Source organism: Pelomonas parva, from assembly GCF_043555835.1.
GTDB classification, from domain to species: Bacteria; Pseudomonadota; Gammaproteobacteria; order Burkholderiales; family Burkholderiaceae_C; genus Pelomonas; species Pelomonas parva.
The window spans coordinates 753,211-774,415 of sequence record NZ_JBIGHV010000001.1 but is presented as its reverse complement, the minus strand read 5'-3'; the positions used below and the strand labels follow the sequence as shown (position 1 = coordinate 774,415).

The 21,205-nt window shown below is 69.3% G+C and carries 18 protein-coding genes; 6 read left to right on the top strand and 12 right to left on the bottom strand.

What is annotated here, in order from left to right:
- Window positions 1-135: 135 nt before the first annotated feature.
- From ACG00Y_RS03175 to ACG00Y_RS03130, 10 genes are all read right to left on the bottom strand, one after another.
- On the bottom strand, window positions 136-978 hold the full coding sequence (locus tag ACG00Y_RS03175) for a hypothetical protein (RefSeq protein ID WP_394475892.1): 843 nt from the start codon (window positions 976-978) through the stop codon (window positions 136-138).
- 115 nt (window positions 979-1,093) lie between these two features.
- Entirely contained in the window at window positions 1,094-1,993 is a 900-nt protein-coding gene (locus ACG00Y_RS03170; RefSeq protein ID WP_394475890.1) for an alpha/beta fold hydrolase, read from the bottom strand.
- Window positions 1,994-2,003: 10 nt separating this feature from the next.
- Entirely contained in the window at window positions 2,004-4,340 is a 2,337-nt protein-coding gene (locus ACG00Y_RS03165; RefSeq protein ID WP_394475889.1) for a serine hydrolase domain-containing protein, read from the bottom strand.
- 2 nt (window positions 4,341-4,342) lie between these two features.
- Entirely contained in the window at window positions 4,343-5,302 is a 960-nt protein-coding gene (locus tag ACG00Y_RS03160) for a DUF1838 family protein (RefSeq protein ID WP_394475887.1), read from the bottom strand.
- A 38-nt stretch (window positions 5,303-5,340) separates the two neighbouring features.
- A complete protein-coding gene (locus tag ACG00Y_RS03155) occupies window positions 5,341-6,855 on the bottom strand; it encodes an aldehyde dehydrogenase family protein (protein WP_394475886.1) in 1,515 nt (504 codons plus the stop codon).
- Entirely contained in the window at window positions 6,852-7,769 is a 918-nt protein-coding gene (locus ACG00Y_RS03150) for a polysaccharide deacetylase family protein (RefSeq protein WP_394475884.1), read from the bottom strand. The genes ACG00Y_RS03155 and ACG00Y_RS03150 overlap by 4 nt, the downstream gene beginning before the upstream one ends.
- Window positions 7,770-7,795: 26 nt before the next feature.
- Window positions 7,796-8,830 carry an alpha/beta fold hydrolase gene (locus ACG00Y_RS03145; RefSeq protein ID WP_394475883.1) on the bottom strand — a complete coding sequence of 345 codons (1,035 nt, stop codon included), beginning with the start codon at window positions 8,828-8,830 and terminating at the stop codon, window positions 7,796-7,798.
- Between the two features lie 9 nt (window positions 8,831-8,839).
- Window positions 8,840-10,021, bottom strand: a complete 1,182-nt coding sequence (locus ACG00Y_RS03140; RefSeq protein WP_394475881.1) for an FAD-dependent monooxygenase — start codon at window positions 10,019-10,021, stop codon at window positions 8,840-8,842.
- Window positions 10,018-10,374: a hypothetical protein gene (locus tag ACG00Y_RS03135; protein ID WP_394475879.1), complete on the bottom strand. Its 357-nt coding sequence runs from the start codon at window positions 10,372-10,374 to the stop codon at window positions 10,018-10,020. Before ACG00Y_RS03135 ends, ACG00Y_RS03140 begins: the two co-directional genes overlap by 4 nt.
- Window positions 10,371-11,591 (bottom strand): class I SAM-dependent methyltransferase, encoded by a 1,221-nt coding sequence (locus ACG00Y_RS03130; protein ID WP_394475878.1) that lies wholly within the window; start codon window positions 11,589-11,591, stop codon window positions 10,371-10,373. Before ACG00Y_RS03130 ends, ACG00Y_RS03135 begins: the two co-directional genes overlap by 4 nt.
- Window positions 11,592-11,812: 221 nt before the next feature.
- Here ACG00Y_RS03130 and ACG00Y_RS03125 point away from each other — a divergent pair, with 221 nt between their 5' ends.
- From ACG00Y_RS03125 to ACG00Y_RS03115, 3 genes are all read left to right on the top strand, one after another.
- Entirely contained in the window at window positions 11,813-13,072 is a 1,260-nt protein-coding gene (locus tag ACG00Y_RS03125) for an MFS transporter (protein WP_394475877.1), read from the top strand.
- A 48-nt stretch (window positions 13,073-13,120) separates the two neighbouring features.
- On the top strand, window positions 13,121-13,954 hold the full coding sequence (locus ACG00Y_RS03120; protein ID WP_394475876.1) for a helix-turn-helix domain-containing protein: 834 nt from the start codon (window positions 13,121-13,123) through the stop codon (window positions 13,952-13,954).
- 125 nt (window positions 13,955-14,079) lie between these two features.
- A complete protein-coding gene (locus ACG00Y_RS03115) occupies window positions 14,080-15,219 on the top strand; it encodes an MmgE/PrpD family protein (protein WP_394475874.1) in 1,140 nt (379 codons plus the stop codon).
- Between the two features lie 3 nt (window positions 15,220-15,222).
- Here the strand turns inward: ACG00Y_RS03115 and ACG00Y_RS03110 are convergent, their stop codons facing one another.
- Entirely contained in the window at window positions 15,223-16,047 is an 825-nt protein-coding gene (locus tag ACG00Y_RS03110; RefSeq protein ID WP_394475872.1) for an IclR family transcriptional regulator domain-containing protein, read from the bottom strand.
- Between the two features lie 284 nt (window positions 16,048-16,331).
- On the opposite strand from ACG00Y_RS03110, the gene ACG00Y_RS03105 reads away from it, so the two are divergent.
- Window positions 16,332-17,507, top strand: a complete 1,176-nt coding sequence (locus tag ACG00Y_RS03105; protein ID WP_394475870.1) for an iron-containing alcohol dehydrogenase — start codon at window positions 16,332-16,334, stop codon at window positions 17,505-17,507.
- On the top strand, window positions 17,507-18,982 hold the full coding sequence (locus ACG00Y_RS03100; protein ID WP_394475868.1) for an NAD-dependent succinate-semialdehyde dehydrogenase: 1,476 nt from the start codon (window positions 17,507-17,509) through the stop codon (window positions 18,980-18,982). Before ACG00Y_RS03105 ends, ACG00Y_RS03100 begins: the two co-directional genes overlap by 1 nt.
- A gap of 19 nt (window positions 18,983-19,001) precedes the next feature.
- Here ACG00Y_RS03100 and ACG00Y_RS03095 read toward each other — a convergent pair whose 3' ends face one another.
- Window positions 19,002-19,439, bottom strand: a complete 438-nt coding sequence (locus ACG00Y_RS03095; RefSeq protein WP_394475866.1) for an acyl-CoA thioesterase — start codon at window positions 19,437-19,439, stop codon at window positions 19,002-19,004.
- Window positions 19,440-19,727: 288 nt separating this feature from the next.
- On the opposite strand from ACG00Y_RS03095, the gene ACG00Y_RS03090 reads away from it, so the two are divergent.
- A complete protein-coding gene (locus ACG00Y_RS03090) occupies window positions 19,728-21,023 on the top strand; it encodes an acetyl-CoA hydrolase/transferase family protein (RefSeq protein WP_394475864.1) in 1,296 nt (431 codons plus the stop codon).
- The last annotated feature ends 182 nt before the right edge of the window (window positions 21,024-21,205 follow it).

Genomic DNA, 21,205 nt, shown 5'->3' with positions numbered 1-21,205 from the left:
GGAGATAGGCCTCGGCGAAGTGAACTAGGGAAAAGCTGTCATTCCAAGCCCGAGTTCACCGTCGCTTTGCGGCAGTTCGGGTGATCGGAGAGTTGGCCGGAATCAGGAACACCTTTGCAATCAAGTGCTGCCGGCCTATTCAAACTCGAGGTCATTCAGAAAGCCGAGCGGCTCGGGAAATTTGTGTTGCGCGAGCGCAAGCTTGTTGAGCGTCTGTTGCATCGCGGACCACAACTGAATGCGGTCCTCGGATACGAGCGAGCGATGGGTCTGGACATCGACGGGCTCCGCGACACGGCTGCCGGCATAGGTGACCAAAGCCTGGATGAGCGTGGCCGCAGTCCAAGGTTTGTGTCGGCCCCAGTCGCTCTTGCCGTAGCCATTGGAGAATTCGACTAGCGCCTCGGTCATTGCCCTTCTGTCTTGCGCTAGAACGGCTATGAAGAAGCTGACGAAAGTCTTGTCAGTCTTGGTTCTGCTTTTTGAGGATACAAAGGCCTCAGCAAGCGTGACAGCCTTTGCTCGAAAGGGCCATGTGGGGCACTCTATGCACACCATAAGGTTCGCGGCGTGCACATACGCCCCAGAGCCATTCCTAGACATCGGTCGCCCGCAGTTGAACGCCGAGGCGATGTATGCGTTGCCGAGGAAGGCTGAGTAGAGCGAAGGTACGACCAAGGCGCAGAAATCGTGCCCACCCCAATGGAGCCCCGTCTCGTCGGTTGGTCCCCAGCAATGATGCGCACACTTCAGAAACCTCGTGATCGTCGCGTAAAGAATGCTGGGGTCATTGGCTGCTAGTGCCTCGTTTTCGCCAACGCCGAGCAGGGCCCAACCGAGTTCTGGAAACACGCAGTACTGCGCAAAGCGGCGCTGGACATAGGCATTTGACGCGCTTGGAACCAAGCTGCGAAAGCGGGTGTACTCGCTGAGTAGCGCGGCGTCAAAGTCCGCGATCGACGAAAGGCTTTTGGTCACTGGAAACATTCGGCTGTCGCGAGGGCCCGTTGACGATTGCGGCCCAGCATTTAAGCAGACCCAAAGCCATCCATCGCGACCGTTTGCATCTGGCCGGGAGCCGCCTCTCAACGCCTCAGCGCTGCCCAGTGCACTGCAGCTCGTCCAACACCGCATTGAACCGCGCCGCTGCGTCAGCCTCCGCGAACATCGCATGCCCGGCCTCGGGGAACTCGACCACCCGCGCGCCGGGCAGGGCGGCGCGCAGCTTCAGCGCCACGGCCGTGGGCACGATGGGGTCGCGGCCGCCGAGGGCGAGGGTGAGCGGCAACGCGGTGAGTGCCGGCAGCAGGTCCGCATTCGCACCGGCGCCGCGCACGGCCATGGCGCTGTCGAGGTAGGGCCCGACGCGCATCGAGGCGGCGGTCAGTTGGACGCGCAGCGCGGGCTCGACGCCGCTGCCGAAGACGAACTGCGCCGAGCGCTCGGCCGCAGCCACGCCGTGGGCCAGGTCCAGAGCGGGCGGGCGCGGTGCGTTGGCGGGCGCGCTGCCCGGCGCCGTCAGCAGGCCGGCCGGTGACGACACCAGCACCAGCCCGGCAATCGGCACGTCGGCGTGATGGCGCAGGAAGTCCATCGCCACATTGCCGCCGAAGGACCAGGCCACCACCAGCGGCTTCACCAGGCCGCTGGCCTTGATGACGGCGGCCATGTCGTCGGCCCAGGGGCGGCTGTTGTCGTAGGCGCCGGCCTGCCAGGGCTGGCCGGAGTTGCCGTGCCCGCGCAGGTCGTAGGCCACCAGGTGGCAGCGCTTAGCGAGGTCCGAGCCGAACTGCGCCGACCAGCTCAGGTAGCTCTGCTTGTAGCCATGCAGGAACAGCACGGCGGGCCGACCGGGCTCGCCCTTTTGCACCATGTTCAGCGGCACGCCGTCAAAGCCGGCGACCTGGCTGATGCGCGCGCCGTCGAACGGCGCCTGGGCGTGAGCAGCGAGTGGCAGCAGGGCGAGGCTGGTGGCCAGGAGCAGGGTCTTCATCACAGGTCCATCAAGAGGCTTGCTTGCACTGGCGCGCCGCCGCAGTGACGAGGTTGGGCACCAGCGAGTCGTCCCAATCGAAGACCCCCGCGCCCAGCCTCACGATGACCAGCTTCTCGGCCGGCGAGACGTAGACGCGCTGCGCCCCGGCGCCGTCGAAATAGACCATGTCGCTGGCCAGGAAGGGCTGCTTGGCTGGCACGGTGGCCGGCGTGGACGTGTTGTAGCCGCGCGCCGGCGCGTGCGGGCTGCCGCGCCACAGCTGGTAGCCATAGTTGGGGTTGGCCGCGCTCGGTGCAGACATGGCCTTCAACCAGGCCGGATCAACGACTTGCTTGCCATCCACGCGGCCCTGGTGCGCGAACAGCAGGCCCAGCCGCAGCCAGTCCTCGGGCTGAGCGAACAGCGCGCTGGAGGTGCGGGCCAGGCCGCCGGGATGGTCCAGCGTCACATAGGCGTCCTGCGCGCCCAACGGCTGCCACAGGCGTTTGGACAGGTAATCCGCATAGCGTTGGCCGGTGGCGCGCTCGATGATCAGGCCCAGCAGCTGCGAGATGCCGCTGGCGTAGTTGAAGCGGCTGCCGGGCGTGTCGCTCAGTGCGGCCTCCAGCGGCACGGCCGTGCTGTCGGCGCCGTAGAGCGCGCGGCTGTAGGCCGAGCCGGGCTTCAGGTCGAAGGGCAGGGGCGCCAGGCCGCTGGCCATCTGCAGCATCTGCTCCACGGTGATGGCGCCGCGCGGGTCGCCGGCCCACTCCTTGAGCCAGCGCGACACGGGCGTCTGCAGGCTGGGGATGGCGCCGTCGGCCACGGCCTGGCCCACCAGGATGGCCAGCACCGATTTGTGCATGGAGGCCGGCTCGGCGCGCGTGTCGGCACTGAAGCCGGGGGCGTAGTACTCCGCCTCCACCGCACCGTCGCGCCACACCATGAAGCTGTAGCTCTTGACGCGCTGGATCTCGGCCAGGGCCGGGGCCAGCGCGGCGTCGGTGAGGCACGCGCTGGCGCGGCGCGGCAGCGCCTTCGCGCCACCGCCGGCCACGCGCTCGGCCGGCCATTGCTGGGGCTTGTCCAGCTCCAGCAGCGAGGCACTGCCCGGCGCGGCGCGGTTGGCCATGCGCCAGTCGTACAGCCAGTCCCATTCGGCCTTCTCCTCCGGATTCAGCGCGGCGTAGAGCAGGTTGGGCAGCGTCTGGTCACGCCAGGCCGGCGAGCCCTTGCCGACGCGCAGGATCAGCAGCTGCTCGCTCGGGATCAGTGCCACCTGCAGGCCACCGGCACCGCTCAGGTAGTACAGGTCCGGCGCGGCGGACGCCACGAGGCTGGACTTCTGTGCTGCGGTCGCGCGGTGCAGGCGCGGGTCCATCCATGCCGAGCCCAGCGCGACCTGGAAGCCGAAGTTGGCATTGGCCGCCGAGGGCGTGCGCAGGTCCTTGACGAAGGCCTCGCTGAGCAGGCGCTTGCCCTGCCAGCTGCCGCCGTCCAGCAGCATCTGGCCTACGCGCACCCAGTCGCGTGGCAGCGTCCAGGCGCAGCAATAGACCATGGCCCGGCCGCCCTCGCGGTCCATCAGCAGCTCGCTCGGGCTGGCGCCCAGCGGTTGCCACAGCCGCGTGCCGACGTAGTCCAGATACGGCTTGCCGGTGGCGCGCTCGATCACCAGGCCGAGCGCCTGCAGGTTGTCGTTGTCGTAGGAGAAATCGGTGCCCGGCGCATAGGCCAGCGGCGCCGTGGCGACGATCTGCTCGACGTCCGAGCCGTAATGCATCTGCATGTAGCGGTCGGCAGGGTCGACGTTGAGCTTGGTGCGAAAGCCCCCGCTCATCGTCAGCAGCTGGCGCAGCGTGATGGCTGCGCGGGCGTCGCCTTGCCACTCCTTGATCCAGCGCGAGGCCGGCAGATCGACCGAGCCGATGAAGCCGTCGTCCACCGCCGCGCCCAGGGCCACGGCGGCCAGCGTCTTGGCGAAGCTGTGCGAGCTGAACTGGGTGTTGGCATCGGTGCCGCCGAAGTAGCGCTCGGTCTGCACCACGCCCTTGTGCACGACGATCAGCGCCTGGCCATTGCTGGCCTGCACGAACTGCGCAGCTTCTTCCATCGCGCGTGCCGGGATGGTGGTGCGGCCGGGCTGCGCCGCCGGCAGGAAAGGCCCGGGCTGGTGGGCCAGCATGCCGAGCGGCTTGTACCAGCTCTTGGGCGGCTGCAGGCGGTCCGCCGGCGGGAAGTCGACACGGTTCCAGAACGACGCGTTGCGCGCGTCGCGCGGCGGCGCGGTCTGCGCCTGCGCGGCGGTGGCGGCCAGCAGGGCAGCAAGCCCCGCGATCAACAACAGAGGCTTGCTTGACTTCATCTTCAGGGCTTCTTGGTACGGGGCGCTGCTGGCGTCTGTTCGAGCGCATAGCGCTCCAGGCTCGACAGGCTGGGCCCCTCGACCTTCTCCGGCGCCACCAGGTACTTGGCGTGGCGCTCGCGCACGCGCTCGATGACGTCCTTGGGGTGGACCATCTTGGTCTGCGCCGTCATCGTGCCGGTGTAGAGGATGTGGCCGGGGGCCTGGTCCATCAGCATCCAGGGCAGCCAGGGCGTGACGCGGTTCCACACGCCGTGGTAGGGGATGTGGTCCAGCGTGGCGTCTTCCAGGTCACTGCGGCGGATGACGTAGCGGAACATCTCCGACACGCGCGTCATCGCGCCGGGCGACTCGCGCAGCCACTTCTCCGGCCGCATCGCGCTGGGGTAGTACAGGTGGATGTCGGATTCCAGGCCGACGGTGTTCTCGTCCAGCATGCTCCAGTTGCGGATGAAGGGGCGCGGCGGACGCGTCTCCTTGTTCAGCCCGCCGTAGCTGGGCGGCTGTGGGAAGTGGTCGGCAATGACGTAGTTGTAGGGGTCGTTGGCCACGTCCACCACCTTGACCCGCTCGCCGGTGTACGGGTTGTCCCACTCGTCCATCAGCTGGCCGGTTTCGAGGTTGCGATAGAACACCACCTCGCGGCACAGGCGCTGGTAGTTGCCGTCGGCCATGCGCACCACGCGGATGGTGCTGAACACCTCGAAGCGCATCAGCGGGCGCACCTTCTCGCCGTCGCGCACGCCGGCCACCACGCCGGACACCGCGCCGTAGACGAAGTTTTTCGGGTCGGCGCAGGCCTCCAGGCGGGCGGACACCTCGCGGTTCCAGATCGGGTCTTTGAAGGCCAGCGGCCGGTGGGCCGGCGTGGCCGCGAGTGCGGGGCCGGTGGCGCCGCCGGTCAGCGCGGCCGCAGCGGCCAGGCGCAGCGCGTCACGGCGCTTGAAGTCATTCAGGGACATGGCTTTCTCCAGGAAACAGGGCGGAAGGTGCGCGGGGCTCAGACGACGGCGCAGACCGTCTTGAGCTCCAGGAAGTTGTCGACGGCGGCCTGGCCGCTTTCGCGGCCCCAGCCGGATTGCCGAACGCCGCCGATGGGCAGGCTGGCGTCGAACATCAGGTGGCAGTTGATCCACACGGTGCCGGACTTCAGTCGCGCGGCGGCGCGGTGGGCGGTGGACAGGTCGCTGGTCCAGATGCTGGCGGCGAGGCCGTAGATGGAATCGTTGGCCAAGGCCAGCGCTTCTTCCAGCGAGTCGACCGGCGTGGCCACGACGACCGGGCCGAAGATTTCCTCCTGCACGCAGGCCATGTCCGGCCGCACGTTGACCAGCACGGTCGGCTCGATGAAGGTGTTGTTGGGGCCCAGCTGGCGCCCGCCCACCACAGCCTTGGCGCCATCGGTCAGCGCGTCCTGCACATAGCGGTGGACTCGGTCGGCCTGCTTGCGGCTGACCAGCGGGCCGATCTGCGTGGTCGCGTCCAGGCCGTGGCCCAGCTTCATGCCGCGGGCGATGTCGGCGATGCCGTTGACGACCTGGTCGAACACGCTGCGGTGCACGTACAGCCGAGAGCCGGCCACGCAGACCTGGCCGGTGTTGAAGAAGATCGCATTCGCTGCGCCCGGGATGGCCAGGTCCATGTCGGCATCGGGCATGACGATGACCGGCGACTTGCCGCCCAGCTCCAGCGTCACCTTCTTCAGGTTGCCGCCGGCCGCTGACAGCACCGAGCGGCCTACCTGCGTGGAGCCGGTGAAGGAGATCTTGTCGACGCCCGGATGCGCGGCCAGCGCGGCGCCCACCACGTCGCCACGGCCGGTGACGATGTTCACCACACCCGGCGGCAGGCCGGCCTCCAGCAGCAGCTCGCCCAGGCGCAGCGCGGTCAGCGACGTGTCTTCGGCGGGCTTGAGCACGACGCAGCAACCGGCGGCCAGCGCGGGCGCCAACTTCATCGCGGTCAGCACCAGCGGCGAGTTCCACGGCACGATGGCCGCGACGACGCCGACGGGGGCCTTCAGCGTGTAGGCGAAGACCTGCTTGCCGGGCGGCTGGTAGTTGATCGAGGTCGGGAGGGTCTGCCCCTCGATGCGCTGGGCCTGGCCGGCGAAGAAGCGGAACTGCTCGGCCGCTCCGGGAATCTCGGCATAGCGGCCGACCCAGATCGGCTTGCCCTGGTCCAGCGTCTCCAGTTCGGACAGCTCGTCGATGTGCTGCTCGATCAGCTCGCCCACGCGCCACAGGATCTTGGCGCGCTGTGCTGGCGTCATCGCTGGCCAGGGGCCTTGCTCGAAGGCGGCTCGCGCGGTCTGCACGGCGATGTCGACATCGGCCGCGTCGCCATTGGGGAAGCGGCCCAGCACGGCGCCGGTGGCCGGGTTGACGGCCTCCATCCACTCGCCGGAGCGGGCGGCGACCCACTGCTCGCCCAGCAGCATCGGATGGTCGCCGCGACCGAGGAACTCCAGCGCGTCGGCGTGGCTGGCTTGCAGCTCAGGGATGACGAGGCTCATGCGCCGGCCCTCGGCGTGATGTGTTCGTGGTGGTGTTCCAGATACCAGCTCGCCACCTCCTCGCGGGTGGTGAACCAGACGCCGGGCAGCGACTTGGCGAACTCCAGGAACTCGCGCAGCGCGCTGATGCGGTAGGCGCGGCCGCTGACGTGCGGGTGCAGGCCCACGTTCATGATGCGGCCGGTCTTGGCGCCTTCGTCATGCAGCACGCTCAACTCCTCGATCAGCACGTCGCGGAACTCGGCCGTGGTGTGGCCGCGCCGGGTCAGCAGCGTGAAGTCGTTGATCTCGTTGGAGTAGGGCGTGGAGACGATGGGGCCGTGCGGCGTCTGCACCAGGTAGGGCTGGTCGTCGTTCATCAGGTCGCAGTAGAACTTCAGGCCCTTCTCGGCCAGGATGTCCGCCGTGTTCAGCGTGCCGCGCAGCGAGGACGACAGCCAGCCCTGGGCCTGGCGGCCGCAGACCTGCTCGTAGACGGCCAGCGTGCGCTCGATGACGGCGCGCTCAGCGGCCACGTCGCCGGCAAAGTTGGTCAGCAACTCGCCCTGCTCGTAGTTGTGGGCAATGACCTCGCAGCCGCGCTTCAGCGCTGCGGTCACCATCGCCGTGCGGCGCAGGCCGGTGACGGCATTCATCGTCACGGCCGGTTTGACGCCCATCTCGTCGAACAGCTCGTACAGGCGCCACACGCCGACGCGCTGGCCGTACTCGCGCCAGCTGTAGTTGGGGAAGTCGGGCACGTTGCCGGGCAGCGTGTCGGGCAGGATGGCCGGGCCGCCGGCGTAGTAGGGCTTGTCGGTGTCCTTGATCAGGTCCCAGGTTTCGAGATTGATGGTCAGGAACAGCGCGACGCGCTTGTCGCCGGGCCAGCGCAGCGGCTGGCGTTCGGGCAGGGGGACGTAGTCGTAATGCATGAGAGGGCTTCCCGGGGGGCAGGTGATCAGGTCTTGCTGCGGCACTTCGTGCTGCGGTCGAGAAAGGCCATCGCGTCGGCCGCGCTCTGCGCCGCCTTGTCGACGATGAGCAGGTGGCCGGCGTCGCCGTAGACGATGCGCTCGGCGTTGCAGGCGTTCTTCAGCGCGGCGACGAAGGCGTCGGCGGTCTTGGGGTCCAGCGCCTTGTTCGCCGCGCCCCACAGCACCAGGGCCGGCGCACGCACCCGGCTCAGCACCCGCAGCGGGTCACCGCGCTCGTAGAGCTTGCGGCCGGCCAGCGACTCCTCCAGCCGGCCCTGCATGTTCGTGAAGGCCAGTTTGCGCTCCACCATCAGCGGCGTCACCAGGGATTGGTTGGCCAGCACATGGCGCAGGTTGACCTCCACGTCGGCGGCGGTGATGACGGGGTCGTTGAAGATGTTGGCGCGGGTCTCGCCTGCGGGTGCGGATGCAGGGGCGGGCGCCGTCGCCGAGCCGGCCAGCGGCGTCGGCAGGCTGGCGGTGGCGATCTGAGACGGCCGCTTGCCGTACTCGACGCCGGCCGAGTTGGCCAGGATCAGCGCCATGACGCGGTCGGTGCGGGTGGCGGCGTAGCGGAAGGCCACCAGGCCGCCGTAGGACGTGCCGGCAATCGCGAAGCGCTCCACGCCCATCTGGTCCATGAAGGCGTCGATCAGCGACAGCATGCGGTCGGCCGAGTAGTTGCCGCTGCGCAGTTGGCCGCTGAGGCCGAAGGCCGGCATGTCGAAGCGCAGCACGCGGTAGCGCTTGGACAGCTGTTCGGCCCAGCCGTCCCAGTCGGCCAGGTCTCCCAGCGTGCCCTGCATCAGCAGGATGGCCGGGCCGCTGCCCTGGTCCTTGTAGTGGATGTTGACGCCGTCCACGTCGACGAACTTGGACTGGGCATCGGCAAAGCGGGCGATGACCGATTCGCGGGTCAGCACGCGGGTGGTCTTGACCTCCGCTGCCGACGCGGGTTGGGCCACGGCGGACAGGGACGCGAGCAGTAGCGCGGCGGGCAGGGCGAGGGACAGGCGCATGGTCATTCCTCAGGCGTCCAGCGGCGTGGTGGCCACATCGAAGTCGAACTCGGCGAAGTCGTCACGCGGCACCGGCGCATCGGCGGAGGCCGTCACCAGATGCTGGTGGATGCGCAGGCCGTGGGCATCGGCGCGCTTGGCGGTGTTCGTGGCGCGCGGGTAGCGGATGCGTTCATAGCAGGCCAGCGCCGTTTCGACATCAGGCCCACGCACCAGCGCGCGCGCCATCAGCACGCCGTCCTCGATGGCCATCGCGGCGCCCTGGCCCAGGAAGGGCAGCATCGGGTGGGCGGCGTCGCCGACCAGGCTGACGCGGCCCTGCTGCCAGCGCGGCAGCGCGGCGCGGCCGAACAGGCCCCACTTGAAGGCGCCGGCGCGGCACAGGCCTTCGATCATGTCGTCGGCCTCCGGGTGCCAGCCGGCGAAGCTGGCGCGCAGCTCGGCCCGGTCTGCCGGCAGCGACCAGCCCTCATCGGCCCAGCTCTCCACCCGCGCGAAGGCCACCACGTTGACGGCCGTGTGGCCGCGCACGCGGTAGCGCAGCAGGGTGCGCTGCGGGCCGAGGAAGACGGCGGTGTCGGGCGTGAAGTCGGGGTTGCGCAGCGAGTCCGTCGGCACCACGCCGCGCCAGGCGACATAGCCCGTGAAGTCCGGCGCGCCGTCGCCGTAGAGCGCCGCGCGCACCGCCGAGCGCACGCCATCGGCGCCCACCAGGCAGGTGCCGGTGAAGCTGCCGGCGGCCGTCTCCACGGTGACCGAGTCGCCGTCCTGGCTGACACCCAGCACCCGGGCGCCCAGCTGCAGCGCCGTCGTGTCGAGCCGGCGCAGCTCGTCCACCAGCACCGTGTGCAGGTCGGCGCGCAGCAGCTGCAGATAGGGGCTGCCCCAGCGGCGCTCCATCTCGGGGCCCATGTCGTAGGCCACCATCTCGGCGCCGCTCTGGTAGTGCTTCATCGCCGCGCGCTGCGGCCAGTTGGACGCGGCGCGCAAGGCCTCGCCCACACCCAGGCTGTCGAGCGCGCGGGTGGCATTGGGGGCCAGCGACACGGCGGCGCCGACCTCGCGCAGCTCGGCTGCCTGCTCCAGCACGCGCACCGGGATGCCGGCGCGCAACAGGCCCAGCGCCGTGCACAGGCCGGCGATGCCGGCGCCCGCAATCAGGACGGGCTGCTTGTCAACGGTGCCGCTCATGCCTGCGCCGTTTCTTCAATGACCTGGTCGTAGCGCTGCTTGCTGTCGGCCTGTGCCAGCTCGTCGGCTTCCTTGCGGGCGACGTAGTACAGACGCTCGAACAGCTGCTGGCGCTGCAGCTCGCGGGCATCCAGCGCGGCCTGGTCCAGCTCCAGCGATTCGATCTCGCTGGCGAGGTCGATGCCGCGTTTGGCCGAGACCCGCTCGATGGCGTCGACGCGGTCGCGCAGCACGCTCAGCTCCTGGGCCAGCACGATGATCATGGACATCGCATCGTCCAGGCCCGGCGTGGCATAGAACTGCGGGCGCTTGCCGCGCGCGTGGCGCTGGGGCTTCAGGTTGGGCGCGCTCATGCTTGCACAGCCTTGCGTGCGACCAGCACTTCCCAGCCGCCACCGGGGGCGAACTCACCGGCGGTGAACTCGCGGTCGGCCACGGCCGCCGTGGAGTCGCCGGTGTAGCCGGCCGCGCCTTCGGCGCTCGATTCCAGGATGGCCATCGGTGCGGTGGCGAAGGCCACGCTGTCGGCCGGGAAGCCGGCGTCGACCGCCAGCTTGATCTGATCGATCTCTCTCATCGCACCCCAGAACGGTTCGTTGTTGTACCAAGTCTCGTTGTCGAGAATGAACTGCGTGAACGGGCTCATCAGGTCGAAAGGCGGCAGGTCGGCGTGGATCACATAGCCGCCCGGCGACAGCAGCCGATGGCACTCGCGCACGATGCGCGGCATGGCCTTGCCGCTGGTCTCGTGCAGCAGGATGTGGCTGACGATCAGGTCGAAGTAGCCGTCCTCGAAGTCGGTGGCCTCGGCATTCATCTGCGCGAAGTTCACGTCCATGCCCAGTGCTGCGGCGCGGGCGTGGGCATAGCGCACCACCGGCCCGCCCACGTCGATGCCCCAGACCTCAGCATCGGGGAACAGCGTCTTGTAGGGCAGCGTGGAGTGGCCCACGGTGCAGCCCATGTCGAGGATGCGGCGCGGCTTGAAGCCGGGCAGCTTGCGCTGCACGTAGTTGCAGACCGAACGGCCCATGTCGTCGTTCAGCGGGCCGGCGAAGCCCATGCCGTAGAGGTAGGCGCCGCGGTCGTAGAGGGCCGCCACGCTGATGTCGCCGGGGCTCAGCTCGCTGGCGTAGCCGCCGGGCATGCAGTGGATGTCCAGCGCCGTCACGTAGCGGGGCGGCACGAAGTCGGGGGTTATGCGAAGCTGGGCCTGGGTCTTGGCCGACCAGGCCTTGGCGCCCTCGTTCAGCGCCGGCAGTTGGCGCTCGACGGAGTCGATGACCGAGTTCCACATCAGCTCCTGCGCGATGCGGTTGAGCGCGGCGTAGTGCTGGAAGTAGAGGTCGGGCTCCATCACCTTGCGGATTTCGCGGCGGTCCTGCGGTGCGCGGCCATGTTCCTGCTCGAAGGCCTTGGCGGCGCGCTGCGAGAACACCGGCTGCAGGCCCGGCAGCAGGCCTTGCTGCACGAACTGCTTGAGGCTCTTGGCGAACTCCTGCCGCGACGCTTCGTCGTGGCTGGCGCGGGGCAGCATCGGGTGCTGGGCTTGCTGGAAGGTGTTGAGCACGGGAACTCCTTGGTCTCGAATGAATGTAGGACCGGCTCTCGCCGTCTGTGCGCCGGGCTCGCCGGCTAGCCGCCAGATGAACAGGCCGCGCCGTTCGGCCCTTGCCAAGGTCTTGGGGTGCCGCCCGCTGTTCGCGAGGTGAACTGCGGCGGAGGGCCGCGTTGACCGGCCCGACCCTATCCCCTAGCCTGCCGCCACTTGCCAGCATTCGTCCGCCCACCATGAGCACTCTCTCCGCACAGCCCGCCGCGCTGCCCTCCGCCTCGGACCCCGAGGTCAGCGAGTTCAGGCGCGACCACGCCTGGCGCGTGGTGCTGGCGGCCTGGATCGGCGTGGCCATGGGGCTGACGGCGCTGCCCTTCTACACGCTGGGCATCTTTGCCAAGCCTCTGGCGCTGGAGTTCGGCTGGTCGCGCTCGGTGATCCAGAGCGGCTTCACTTTCTCGATGGTCGGCGTGATCTGCAGCGCCTGGGCGGCGGGCTGGGCCATCGACCGCTTCGGCGTGCGGCCGGTCGCGCTGTTCAGCCAGCTGGGCCTGGCGCTGGGCTTCGCCGGCCTGGCCGCGCAGACCGGCTCGCCGACGCTGTGGCAGGCCAACTGGTTCATCTTCGCGGTGCTGGGCGTCGGCACCACGCCGCTGACCTGGTCGCGCGGCATCGCGGCGTGGTTCGACAAGCGCCGCGGCTTGGCGCTGGGCATTGCGCTCAGCGGCACAGGCGTGACGGCGCTGGTGGCGCCGCCGCTGGTCAACCTGATCGTGGGCGCCTACGGCTGGCGGGCCGGTTACCTGGCCATCGCGCTGGCCATCGTGCTGGTGGCGATGCCGGCCGTGTGGCTGCTGTTCCGCGAGAAGCCGAGCGCCGCAGTCGGCGCCGCGAGCGCTTCGCCCGAAGGCGAGGGAATGACCGTGGGCCAGGCGCTGCGCACGCGTCATTTCTGGCTGCTCATCGTCGGCTTCTGGTTGATCTGCGCGGCGGTGTCGGGCCTCATCCCCAACCTCGTGCCCATGCTGACCGACAGCGGCCTGACGATGGCGCAAGCGGCCGGCTATGCCAGCCTGCTGGGCCTGAACGTGATGGCCGGTCGGCTGCTGGCGGGCTGGCTGCTGGACCACTTCTGGGGCCCGGCCGTGGCCCTGGTGCTGCTGATGCCGCCGACGCTGGCCTGCCTGCTGCTGGCCGTGCCGCAGTGGCCCGGCGCGGCGGTGATGATGATCGGCCTGGCGGCCGGTGCCGAGTTCGACCTGATCGCCTACCTGTGCCTGCGCTACTTCGGCAAGCGCAACTTCGGCCAGATCTATGCGTGGCAATGGGTCAACTTCTCGGTGGCGGCCGGCGCTGGGCCCATCGCCTTCGCGATGATCTTCGACCGCACCGGCAGCTACCAGGACGCGCTGTGGGTGGCCGCCGCGATGCTGGTGGTGGGCCCGCTGCTGCTGCTGGGCCTGGGGCGCTACCCGAAGGCCGCTGCCGCGTCCTGAACCGCCACCCCTAAACTCGGCGCAGACAGGGCGCCGGGCGAGACGTGCATGGGTGAGCGGGATGAAATCAAGTCGCTGAAAAAGGCGTTGCGGGCGATCACCTTCCTGAACCAGCAGGGCGACGCCACCGTCACGCAGGTGGCCCAGGGCATCGAAGTGCCGCGTGCCACGGCTTACCGGCTGCTGCAGACGCTGGCCTCCGAGGGCTATGTCGACAAGCTGCCCAACAGCGACATCTACCGCCTCACCAGCCTGGTCCGGCGGCTGGCCGCCGGCTTCCAGGACGAGGACTTGCTGATCGAGATCGCCCGGCCGCTGCTGGCCGAGGCCCAGCAGGAACTGGGCTGGGCCATCGCGCTGTCCACACCGCGCGGCACCGACATGGTGGTGCGCCTGAACACCGACCACGACTCGCCGCTGGCCCTGATCCGCTACGGCGTCGGCGCCTCGCTGCCCATCCTGCTGTCGACCTGCGGCTACTGCTACCTGGCCCACTGCACGCCGACCGAGCGCGAGTCCATCGTCAGCTCGGCCCTGCAGCAAGCCGACCCGACCGCGCCCGTGCGGTTTGACCGCCCGCAGATCCAGCGGCTGATCGACGGCGTGCTGAGCGATGGCTTCTGCCATCTGGAGTTCGACCATTACCGCGAGGGCAACCTGGGCGTGCCGCTGCTGCTGGCCGGCCGGCCGGTGGGCGGCATCGTCATGCGCTACATCAAGTCCACGCTGCGCAACACCGACCGGCTGCGCGAGGTCTACGCGCCGCGCCTGCAGCGGCTGGCGCGCGAGGTGGCCGAGCGGCACCCGCTGCATGTGGCCCAAACGGCCCAAGCGGCGCAGGCAATTCAAGGTGTGAATACGAAAGCCCGCGACGCTTCCTGAACGGCTGGCGCAGCACTAGTCTGCAAGCCACAACCAGGCAGTCCGGGAGGCCCTCGCATGACATTCTCGACAGGGCAGCCGCCCGCCGCTGGGCATCGCCATCCGCCGAGCGGCCGGGCGTGAGGATGGCGAACACCGTGGCCGAGCGTCTGGCCGATTTCGTCTGCGACCAACGCCGCAACGGCCTGCCGGAGAGGGTCTTGCACCAGGCCAAGCGCCTGCTGCTCAACCAGCTGAAGGCCTCGGCCGCTGCGGCGCTGCAGCCTGCAGGCGTGGCGCTGCTGGCGCAGGCGGCCCAGGCGCGTCAGGCGGATCGCAAGCCTGCGCTGGCGCGGCTGTGGTGGACCGACATGCTGGCGCCGCCGGCACAGGCGGCGGCCGTCAACGCCCAGCTGCTCGGCATGCTGGATTTCGGCGACACCCACCTGCCCAGCCTCGGCCAGGTCACGGCCGCCATCGTCCCGCCCTTGCTGGCGCAGGCCGAAGCCGGCGCTCATGCGGGGCGCGACCTGTTGCAAGCCCTGGCCCTGGGGCTGGAGGTGGGCCTCGCCTGTGCAGAGGTCGAGGGCGGCGGCTCGCGCAGTCTTGGTGCGGTCGTGGCTTGCGGCACCTTGTTGGGGATGGACCGCACCGCCTTGTCCACCGCGCTGGCCGGGGTCGGCGCCGCGTCGGGGTTGGCCATCGACGGGCTGGGTGGGCGTTGGCGCCTGCAGGACATCGCCTTGCACTGCCGGCCGCTGCCGGTGCAGGCGTTGGCGCCGGTCGACGCGGTGCTGGCCTTGCGGCCGCTGGCGCTGGGCCGCGAGCCGCGCCTGATGCAGTTGGCGCTGTCGCCGCAGGCCTGGCGTCTGCTTCAGACGCAGGCGCCGGCCGCAGCGGACGGCCTGTGCCGCGATTTGGCGGCTGCCTGGCTGCTGGGGCAGTTCACGACCGATGAGCGGGAGCCGTCGTGCCGGGACAGCCCCGCCGTCCGCGCCCTGGCCGCCCGCATCGAGCTGCTGCCGGGCGGGGGCGGGGACGGCGGCATCGAGGCCTGCAGCCTGACGGCGCACTTCGAGGAAGGTGCCAGCGAGCACGTCCGCATCGACGCCTTCCTGGGCAGCGCGGCCCAGCCGCTGAGCGACTCGCAGCTCAGCGAGCTGTTCCGCAGCGCCGCCGATGACCTGGTGCTGCCCCGCCGGTCCGGCGAGATCCTGCATGCGCTCTGGGGGCTGGACCTGGCGCCCGACAGCCGGGCGCTGCTGGGCTTGCTGCGCCGGGCTTGAGGGTCAGGCCAGGGCCAGGTGCTCGGCGGGCATTGCGTGCTCGGTGGCGCCTTGCGTACCGGCCTCCAGCTGTGCGGTGATCTCGCGCGCGGTGGCCTTCATGTCCTCGGCATAGCGGCGCACGGCCTCGGCCATCGGGATGGCCGAGGCAAAGAACACCAGCGTCAGCGTGGCCACGACCTCGCCCTGCTCGAACACCGGCACGGCGATGGAGGAGGTCTTGCCCGGGAACTGGGTGTGCGGGTTGCGCTCCCAGGTGGCATAGCCGTTGTCGCGGATGTTCTGCACCAGGCGCTCGGTCTTGAACATGTCGAGCAGCGGCGTGCGGCGCTCGTAGGCCTCCAGCCCTGCCAGCAGGCCCAGCCGCTCGTCGTCGCTGAGGTGGGCGAGGAAGGCGTGGCCCGAGGCGCACTCCAGCAGCGGCAGGCTGTAGCCCGGCGCGTAGTTGCAGAAGGTCAGCGAGCTGAGCGTGTGCGTCGAGTCGCGCACGATCATGCTGCGCCCGACATGGGTGGTCAGCGAGACCGGCCAGGCGTGCTTCTGCGTCAGCGCCACCATGCGGGGGCGCGCCACCTCGATGAGGCTGCCACGGTCTGCATAGCCCAGCGCGAGCGACTGCACCAGCGCCGTCACGCGGTAGCGCTTGCTGCCCGCCTCGCACACGACCAGGCCCTCGTGCATCAGCGTCTGGATGATGCGGAAGGTCGTCGGGTAGGGCAGGTCGACGGCTTTCGAGATCTCCATCACGGTCAACCAGTCGCCGCGATTGATGGCCTGCAGCACCGCGATGCTGCGGCTGACGGAGCGGATCGGAACGCTTCTTTCCATGGTGGCACCTTCAAGGTCGGAGGATCGTTGCCGCCGCGGGGGAGGAGGGCCCTCAAGCCCACGACGGATGTGTGCAATGTGTCGCAAGCGGCATGCCGTTGGGGCTGGGGAAACGCCCATTCGAAACGCCTGACCGCAATGCGGGCAGGGCCAAGATTTCGATTGAAAGCAGGGCGCGAGGCGAGCGTTTCCGCCCTGTGGAGACAGGCCGCGCGAGGGTGGCGTCACCGGCCCTTGCGTCCGCACACTGGCCGCCCGCCCGTCACTGCCTCGGCATTCCCATCGTGCAAGCCTTCTCCTTCCAAACCGTTCCGCAGCTGGTCGTTGAGCGTGGCGCCAACGCGCGCCTGGGCGAGCTGCTCGCGGCCCGTTTCTCGCTCGCCACAGTCCGGCGGATCTGTGTCGTCACCGATGCGTTCCTGCACGCCAGCGGCCTGCTGGCGCCGGCGCTGGCGAGCCTGCGCGCGGCGGGCTACGAGGTGTTGGTGGTGGACGACGTGCAGGCCGACCCGCCCGAGCCGGTGGTGGAGGCGGTCACCGCAAGGGCGCGCGACTTCGGTGCCCAGTTGGTGCTGGCCATCGGCGGCGGCTCGTCCATGGACGTGGCCAAGCTGGTGGCCGTGCTGCTGGCCGGCACGCAGCCGCTGGCGGACATGTACGGTGTGGACAAGGTCAAAGGCGAGCGCCTGCCGCTGGTGCAGGTGCCCACGACGGCCGGCACCGGCTCGGAGGTCACGGCCATCGCCATCGTCACGACCGGCGCCGCCATGGGCAACGCCAGCAAGAGCGGCATCGTGGCCCGCCAGCTCTATGCCGACATGGCGGTGCTGGACGCGACGCTGACGACTGGCCTGCCGCCGGCCATCACGGCCGCGACCGGCATCGACGCGATGGTGCACGCCATCGAAGCCTTCACGAGCCGGCGGCTGAAGAATCCGCTGTCCGGCACGCTGGCGCTGCAGTCGCTGGATCTGCTGTCGCGCCACCTGTTGCGAGCCTGCCAGGATGGGCAGGACCTGGAAGCCCGGGAGGCCATGCTGCTCGGCGCGCTGCTGGCCGGCCAGGCCTTCGCCAACGCCCCCGTCGCCGCCGTGCATGCGCTGGCCTATCCGCTGGGCGGGCGCTTCCACCTGCCGCATGGCCTCAGCAATGCGCTGGTGCTGGCACCCGTGTTGCGCTTCAACGCCGAGACCGCGCCCGAGGGCTATGCCCAGTTGGCCGACGCGCTGGTGCCCGGCGCCAGCGGCGACGTGCCGGCCAAGGCGCAGGCCTTCATCCGTCACCTGGAGGCGCTGATCGCCGCGACCGGCCTGGCCCTGCGGCTGCGCGACCACGGCATCACCGCCGATGCTCTGCCCCAGCTCGCCGCCGATGCGATGGGGCAGACCCGGCTGCTCATCAACAACCCGCGCGAGGTCGGCGAAGCCGACGCGCTGGCCATTTACCGGAGTGCTTTCTGATGAACACGGCGACATCCCCGCTGAACCTGCTGGCCGATGCCCGCTTGCTGAAGACCGACGCCTTCATCGACGGCCGGTGGCGCGATGCGCCGCAGCGCTTTGCCGTGCACGACCCGGCCACCGGCCACGAACTGGCCCGCGTCGCCAACCTTGATGCGGGTGACGCCGAAGCCGCCATCCAGGCCGCCCACCGCGCCTGGCCCGCCTGGCGCGACACGACGGTCAAGCAGCGGCATGCCGTGCTGCTGCGCTGGTTCCAGCTGCTGATGGACAACCAGGACGACCTGGCCAGGCTCATCACCGCCGAGCAGGGCAAGCCGCTGACCGAGGCGCGTGGCGAGGTGGCCTATGGCGCCAGCTTCGTCGAGTGGTACGCCGAGCAGGCCAAGCGCATCAACGGCGAGACGCTGCCGCCATACGACAACGGCCGGCGGCTGCTGGTGCTGCGCCAGCCCATCGGCGTCTGCGCCGCCATCACGCCGTGGAACTTCCCGCTGGCCATGATCACGCGCAAGGTCGCGCCCGCGCTGGCGGCGGGCTGCACCGTGGTGCTCAAGCCCGCCGAGCAGACGCCGCTGGTCGCGCTGGCCGTGGCCGCGCTGGCCGAGCGCGCCGGCGTGCCGGCCGGCGTGCTGAACCTGGTGACGGCGGACAGCGCCAACAGCATCGCCATCGGCAAGCGCCTGTGTGCCAGCGACGTCGTGCGCCACATCAGCTTCACTGGCAGCACCGAGGTGGGCCGCCTGCTGATGGCGCAGAGCGCGCCGACCGTCAAGAAGCTGGCGCTGGAGCTGGGCGGCAATGCGCCCTTCATCGTCTTCGACGATGCCGACATCGACGCGGCGGTGGAGGGCGCCATTGCCAGCAAGTTCCGCAACGCCGGCCAGACCTGCGTCTGCGCCAACCGCATCTATGTGCAGGCGCCGGTCTATGAGCGCTTCCTCGACAAGTTCACCGCCCGGGTGTCTGCGCTGAAGGCCGGCAATGGCTTCGCGCCCGACAGCACGCAGGGCCCGCTCATCGAGCCGGCTGCGCTGGACAAGGTCGAGGCGCATGTGGCTGACGCGCTCGCGCGTGGCGCCCGGCTGCTCACCGGCGGGGAGCGGCTGGCGGGTCAGTTCTATGCGCCCACGGTGCTGGCCGATGCCACGGCCGACATGCTCTGCGCCCGCGAGGAAACCTTCGGCCCGCTGGCGCCGGTCTTCCGCTTCGAGACGGAACAGCAGGCCATCGAACTGGCCAATGCCACCGAGTTCGGCCTGGCAGCGTACTTCTACAGCACCGGCCTGGGCCGCTGCTTTCGCGTCGCCGAAGCACTGGAGTACGGCATGGTCGGCGTCAACGCCGGCGTCATCGCGACGGAGCATGTGCCCTTCGGCGGCGTCAAGCAGTCAGGCCTGGGCCGGGAAGGGTCGGCGCTGGGCATCGAGGAGTACCTGGAGGTCAAGTACGTGTGCATGGGTGGCATGGCCTGAGGTGCTTGCAGCGGCTGGCTCACGGCTCACTCATGCCTGCGTGAGCCGGGCGAGACGGCTCGGGAGGCTCGATAGCCACGGGCCGGCCGGAGGCATCCACGGCCACCATCTCGAAGCTGCCCTGCAAGGCGTCCTGGGGCTTGGTGCCAGGCGCGGCATCGAGTGCTGCGTGTACCTCCAGCGTCATCGAGGTGCGGCCCACGCGCACGACGCGCGCATGCAGGTGAAGCAGTGAACCCACCGCGATCGGTTGCAGGAACCTGATGTCGCGCGACGCAGCCATCACGACCGACTGGCGGCTGAAGCGGGTGGCGGCCAGCAGGGCCGTCTTGCCCAGCATGGACAGCGCCTCAGGGGCGAACAGCGTGCCGTAGGGATTGCCGTGCTGGGGTAGGACCAGTTCCGTGCGGGTCAGTTGGTCCAGCGGTGTGGCGGTCAAGGCCTTGATCCAGTCCATGGGCGCAGGGGGTAGTGGGGTGGCGCGCCATCGTTGCAGCGCGCGACGCCTGCATCAAACGCCACATTGGCAATGACCGTACCGCGGAGTTGTTGGTGGCAAGGCTTGCGGCTGCCGCCAGCGCCCAGTCCGCAAGCCATCAGGCGAACACAATCACGGCTCGGTTTTCAGGCGGGTTCGCGGCTGCCAAGAATCCGGCGCCGTCCTGGTCAGGGCGACGTGCTGGAGCTTTTCCCACGGTCAGTCCGTCGCCAGGCTTCACAAGAGCAACGAACCCAGGAGACCACGATGTCCTTCCAAGAGCAGTACCGCCAGAAGCGCCGCTGCGCCGCCGAGTGCGTCAGCGAAGTCAGAAACGGCGACACCATCGTGGTGCCGACAGGCGCGGGGGAGCCCCCTGCGTTGCTGGGTGCGCTGTCCGAGCGCCGCCGGGAGCTGCTCGATGTCCGCATTGGGCAGATCCTGCCGCTCGGCGCCTACGGCTATTTCGACCCCGAGACCGTCGGGCACATCCGGCACATCGGCTACTTTCTGGGCGGCGCCTCGCGGCCTGGGGCGCAGCAGGGCTGGGTCGAGACACTGGCATGCCATTTCTCCGAGCTGCCGCAGATGATCCGGCTCGGGCTCACGCCGGCCGATGTCGTGTTCAGCATGGCGTCACCGATGGACGAACACGGCTACTTCGCCCTCTCGCTTGGCGCCGACTACACGATGGCCGCCGTCGAGCGCGCCCGCGTGGTGGTCCTCGAGGTGAACTCCGCGATGCCGTTCGCGCACGGCAACTGCCATGTGCACATCTCCCAGGTCACCGCCTTCGCCGAGAGTGACGCGCCGCTGCGCGAAGTCGGCCTGCCCGCCATCGGCCCGGTCCAGCAGGCGATTGGCGGCTACGTCGCCGAGATGATCGAGGATGGCTCCACGCTGCAGATCGGCTATGGCGGCATCCCGGATGCGGTGGTCATGCAGTTGCGGCACAAGCGCGACCTGGGCATCCATTCCGAGATGATGGGCGACGGGCTGCTCTCGCTCATTGAGTGCGGTGCCGTCACCAACCGCCGCAAGAACTTCCAGACCGGCAAGGCGATCGCCACCTTTGCGCTGGGCTCGGCGAAGCTGTACCGCTACATCCATCGCAATCCGGCGTTCGAGTTGCACCCGGCGGATTTCACGAATGACCCCTTCATCGCCGGCCGCAACGACAAGCTGGTCTCGATCAATGCGACGCTGCAGATCGACCTGTTCGGCCAATGCGGCTCGGAGTCGCTGGGCGCAACGCCCTATTCGGGCACGGGCGGCCAGTCCGACTTCGTGCGCGCCGCCAACCGCTCGGCGGGTGGGAAGTCCTTCATCGTCCTGCCGTCCACGGCCAAGGACGGCACGATCTCCCGCATCGTGCCCACGCTCGAACCGGGCACCTTGGTCAGCACCAGCAAGAACGACGTCAACTACGTCGTGACCGAGTTCGGCGTCGCGCAGTTGCGGGGCAAGTCGATGCGTGAGCGGGCGGCGGCGCTCATTGACATCGCCCATCCTGATTTCAGGCTTCAGCTAAAGGACCAAGCGGGACGCCTGAAACTTTTCTAGTCCTGGCGACGAACGTGAGCCCTTCGACGATGCACCGTTCGGATGCCCTTCCCTCAGAAGGCGCCCGCGCCGCGTGATGGCGATTTCCTTGATCAACCGAAGCTGCTCGGGTTGAAAGCGTCCAAAAGATGCTTCACAAAGCGCCCCGGTTGGGCGGGCGTTTGAAGTGGCTGCTACGGCCG